This window comes from Microvirga sp. P4_G7 (assembly GCF_056401005.1).
Genome location: NZ_JBFUKD010000283.1, coordinates 1 through 4517, shown reverse-complemented (window position 1 = coordinate 4517; position 4517 = coordinate 1). Strand labels below are relative to the sequence as shown.

4 protein-coding genes are annotated in these 4517 nt (G+C 62.5%); 1 reads left to right on the top strand and 3 read right to left on the bottom strand.

The window, feature by feature from the left end; genetic code table 11:
• Positions 1–45: 45 nt before the first annotated feature.
• Positions 46–1188, bottom strand: coding sequence for an MlaE family lipid ABC transporter permease subunit (locus AC1DT3_RS12860; protein WP_477465643.1), 1143 nt, complete (start codon positions 1186–1188; stop codon positions 46–48).
• 104 nt (positions 1189–1292) lie between these two features.
• On the opposite strand from AC1DT3_RS12860, the gene dgcA reads away from it, so the two are divergent.
• Entirely contained in the window at positions 1293–2279 is a 987-nt protein-coding gene (gene dgcA / locus AC1DT3_RS12855) for an N-acetyl-D-Glu racemase DgcA (RefSeq protein WP_477465642.1), read from the top strand.
• Here dgcA and AC1DT3_RS12850 read toward each other — a convergent pair.
• Both AC1DT3_RS12850 and AC1DT3_RS12845 read right to left on the bottom strand, forming a co-directional pair.
• Positions 2249–3436 (bottom strand): MFS transporter, encoded by a 1188-nt coding sequence (locus tag AC1DT3_RS12850; protein ID WP_477465641.1) that lies wholly within the window; start codon positions 3434–3436, stop codon positions 2249–2251. The two genes, dgcA and AC1DT3_RS12850, sit on opposite strands and share 31 nt — an antisense overlap.
• Before the next feature lie 419 nt (positions 3437–3855).
• Positions 3856–4517: hypothetical protein (locus AC1DT3_RS12845; protein ID WP_477465640.1), on the bottom strand; the 662-nt coding region annotated here is incomplete at its 5' end.

The window sequence follows — 4517 nt, the reverse complement described above, 5'->3', positions numbered from 1 at the left end:
CCTCCCGGTCGCGTTGATTGGAGCGGTGGTTTTGATCCAGCATGGTCAGTACTTAATCGCCGCGAAGAACATGGCGAACAGGCCGTCGAGGACGATCACCATGAAGATGGCTTTGACCACCGACGACGTGACATGGCGGCCGAGCGATTCGGCCGAACCCTCGACGGCAAGGCCCTCGAGCGTCGCGATGATGCCGATCACCAGCGCCATGAAGGGCGCTTTGATCATGCCGACCAAGAACGTGTTGAGACTGACGGCCGCCTGCAATCGCGAGATGTAGACTTCGTAGCTGATGCCGCCATAGAGCAGCGCGGTGACCCCGCCGCCGGTCAGGGCGGCGATTGAGGAAAGGAATGTCAGGAGTGGCAGAGCGATCACGAGGGCGAGGACCCGCGGTACGATCAGCACCTCGATCGGGTCGAGACCCATCACCCGGAGCGCGTCGATCTCCTCGCGCATCTTCATGGATCCGATTTCAGCCGTGAATGCCGATCCCGAACGTCCCGCCACCATGATCGAGGTCAAGAGCACGGCGAGTTCACGCAGCACCAGGATGCCGGTCAGATCGACGACGAAGGCCGTCGCTCCGAATTTGACGAGCTGAAAGATGCCCTGCTGGGCGATGATGCAACCCACGAGAAAAGAGATCAGCACGATGATCGGAACGCCGCGATAGGCGATCTGCTCGAGCTGATTGACGACCGCCGCCGGTCGGAAGCGCCGCGGCTGGACGAAAAGACGCAACAACGCCGAGACCAACTCGCCGAGAAACGCCACGCCGCGGACGACGTCGCTTCCCGCCTCGCTCACCGACTTTCCCATATCCACCAGGAAATCGACGAGACGAGAGTGGCGGACCGGGGGCGTTTCCTGAAAGCCGCGATAGGCGATCTCGTTGAGCAGGATCTGCTGTTCGGGGCTGACATTCACGAAGTCGGCGGAGGCGTCCTTCTCCCCCAATTCATGCCGGGTCCGGTCCATGACCCACGCCCCGAGCGTATCGAGCCGCTTGACCTCTCCCAGATCGATTATGACACGGTGCGGCTCGGCCTCCATGATCTCGGCGGCGAGAGTCTCGATCCGGTCGGCGTGCTCAGCCGTCCAGTAGCCGGAAAGATGGACGGTCGTCCGGTCGCCCGATCGGTCGAACTTGGCCTGCGGTTCTTGTGTCAGGGTGCTCCGCGTCACGTCCCCTTCGCCCTTCACCTTTCGCCCTTCGGCGCTGATTCCGCTTGGTGATACCGTGTCGCAGCGGCATAAGTCGAGCCGAAGTTTAAGGGGGATGATCCGATATGAGCTGCAATTTGACTGTCGCCGTCGACAAATTCCCGATCGCGGGCAAATTCACCATCGCCCGCGGATCGCGTACGGAAGCCGTCGTCGTGACGGCGACGATTCGCGATGGCGGTGCGGTCGGGCACGGCGAATGCGTGCCCTACGCCCGATACGGCGAAACGGTCGAAGGTGTCGTTGCGGCAATCGAGGCGATGGCCCCGAAGATCAGCGAGGGCCTGACCCGCGAGGCGCTCCAATCGGCGATGCCCCCGGGAGCCGCGCGCAACGCTCTCGACTGCGCCCTCTGGGATCTCGACGCCAAACGCTCGGGCATCCGCGCCCACGTGACCGCCGGGGTGAACCGCTGGCCGGCGGCGACGACCGCCTACACGATCAGCCTCGGCACGCCGGAAGAAATGGCCGTGGCCACCGCGAAAGCCGCCGATCGCCCCATTCTGAAGATCAAACTCGGCGCGCCTGACGGCGACATCACCCGCATCAAGGCCGTCCGCCGAGCGGCCCCGGCAGCGACCCTCATCGCCGACGCGAACGAGGGTTGGCGGGAAGACAATATCGCGGCTCATTTTGCCGCCTGCGCCGAGGCGGGATTTGCCCTCGTCGAACAGCCTCTCCCGGCGAAGGAAGACGGATTTCTCGGCAAAATCGAGCGGCCGGTGCCGATCTGTGCCGATGAAAGCGTCCACGACCGGACGACCCTCGATCGCCTCGTCGGGCTCTACGATGCCATCAACATCAAACTGGACAAGACTGGCGGCCTGACCGAGGCCCTGGCGATGGCCGAGGCGGCTGAAGCGCGCGGTCTTGCGATCATGATCGGCTGCATGGTCGGCTCGTCGCTCGCCATGGCGCCGGCGATGGTGCTCGCCCCGCGCTCCCGCTTCGTCGATCTCGACGGCCCTCTTCTCCTCGCCCGCGACCGCGATCCTGGCCTGCGGTACGAGGGGAGCCTGGTCTATCCGCCCGAGCCCGCGCTCTGGGGCTGATTTTTCTGCAGTCGAAGGGCCACGAGCGTCAGGACCAATCCGGCAATTCCCAGCGGCACCATGGCTGCGAACACCATGGCGCCGGCCAGCCGATAGAGCTCGCCGCTGGCGATAGTCGCAAGAACGGTCGCCAGGGCCACGATCGATCCGTAGAGACCTTGCGCCCGACCGCGCGCGCCCAGTGGTGCGAAAGCGGCGAAGCACGCCATGACCCCGAGATGGGACGCGCCGAAAGTCAGGCCATGCATGGTCTGCAGAACGAAACTCGCGGCGAGGCCCGGATGAAGGGCGAGGCCACTGAAACGGACGATCGCTGAGACGGCGCCGACGAGCAACAGGATCAGACCGGCGGATTGGTGTCCCACCAGCCGCCCCAGAACGACGAACACGATGATCTCGCCGACGACGCCCGCCGCCCAGAAATATCCGATCGTCGCATCGGAGAAGCCTGMGGATTGCCAATAGATGCTGCCGAAGGCGTTGAGCGCTCCGTGCGTGCTCTGGATCAGCGCCGCGGCCAACATCGAGCACATGAGGACCAACGGCAGCTTCGGYGGGCTCGCGGCGCAGGAGATCGCCGTATTCTCTGTGCGCTTGCGGACCGCATCCTGCGGCAGGGCCCACCACACCGTGACGATACCGACGGCCGGGATGATCGTCAGCGCCCAGATCACCACATCCGCGCCGAAATGGCCGACCAGATATCCCGCGGCGATGCTGGCGACCAGAAAGGCTATCGATCCGGCGCCCCGGATCCGACCGTAATTCAGGCCGGGATGGCGTTGGACCTCGATGGTGGTGACGAGATCATTGGCCGGAATCACCGCGGCCTGCGCAATCGAAATGGCCGCCACGATCGCCATGATGACGAAGCCGTCGCTCGTGAGTGCGAGAAGCGGAAATCCGACGAGCTGGCCCACATAGAACGCGATCAGCAATTGCCGCGTGCCCAGCCCCCTGTCGGACAGCGTCAGCAAGGGTGCGACGGCAAAGACCCTGACGATGATGGGGATCGCAACGATCAAACCGATCAATGCAGGGTTCAGCCCCTTGCTCTGGAGCCAAACCGGAAAGAACGGAAGATAAATACCATGGCCGAGAAAGGCAGCAGCATGGAGGGCCGAAAGACGAAGCCCGAGCGCCTTTGCTGGCGACATAGTGAGGAGACTCTCTGAGGCGGCGTATCGAGGTGAAGAATCGTTCGTGACGCTATCAGAGCACTCGAGACTGGACTAGTTCACGACACGCATTGCTGCGAGCCGTCGGCGTTCTTTTCGATTGAGGCCGTGCTGTACGCGGGGGGGGCGGGAGAAATGGGTCGCCATTGACCGCTGCCGCAGCATCGTCACCGTCGAAAAGTTCGCAGATCCATGACGGCGCAAAGGATTGCCCGTCGAGGGACACGACCCAATCATGCTGAAAATCTGCATCGAACGGCGTACCGCCGGGCCAGGGAGTCGCGTTGAACGCGCGCCCGCCTGCATCAATCAGCGTGCCGTCAGCGTGGATGTGATAATTCTGATGCCCCAGAACGCGCGCTAGGCTCCAACCTTCCCGGAACCTTGTGAAACAACACTCATCGATAAGGTATATACAGATGCTTGTTGGAGTTTTTACTCTTTGCGTCGACTGACTCGTATACTCGTAGTAAATTTCCATTTTCGGTACGAAATCGTCTAAGGCGTCCTTCAAAGACATCAAAATCACTGGATGACGGCCCCAAGCATTCAAACGCAGAGTATCGTCCCCGCCGCTTGTTCTGAAGCCATTCCATTCCGACTCCAGGCGCTGCCGGACCGCTGCTCGCGCCAAAACGGACCGTTCGAGAGCTCGAGAAGATTCCTCCTCGGCAATCCCCTGGCCCGTCATCGCCTTCCATCGGCGTCAGGTGCCGGAAGGCATCGCGGTTGCGGCAATAGGTGATGTCGTCCGATATGAGCCGAACCGCAGCGATCAGTTTCTTGCTGCCGCCGTAGCGAATGGCGATCCGGCACCGATTGACCGAGCATGGCTTGCGGCCTTCAAATGTGAAGGTGACGTCCGGGCGCGCGCCGAGCTTGGGACCAGAAGGCCGGAGGTGGATCGGATAAATTGGGGTGAGAATGGCCGGATCGGGTCCGCAGATTTCTTCCGCGGATGCACCTACGCTCACGCTCCAGCATACACCGGTACGAATGAAGGTTGAGCATCTCATCAGGGTTATGATGTTGGAGACTGAACCGCCGACGTGCCTTGCTG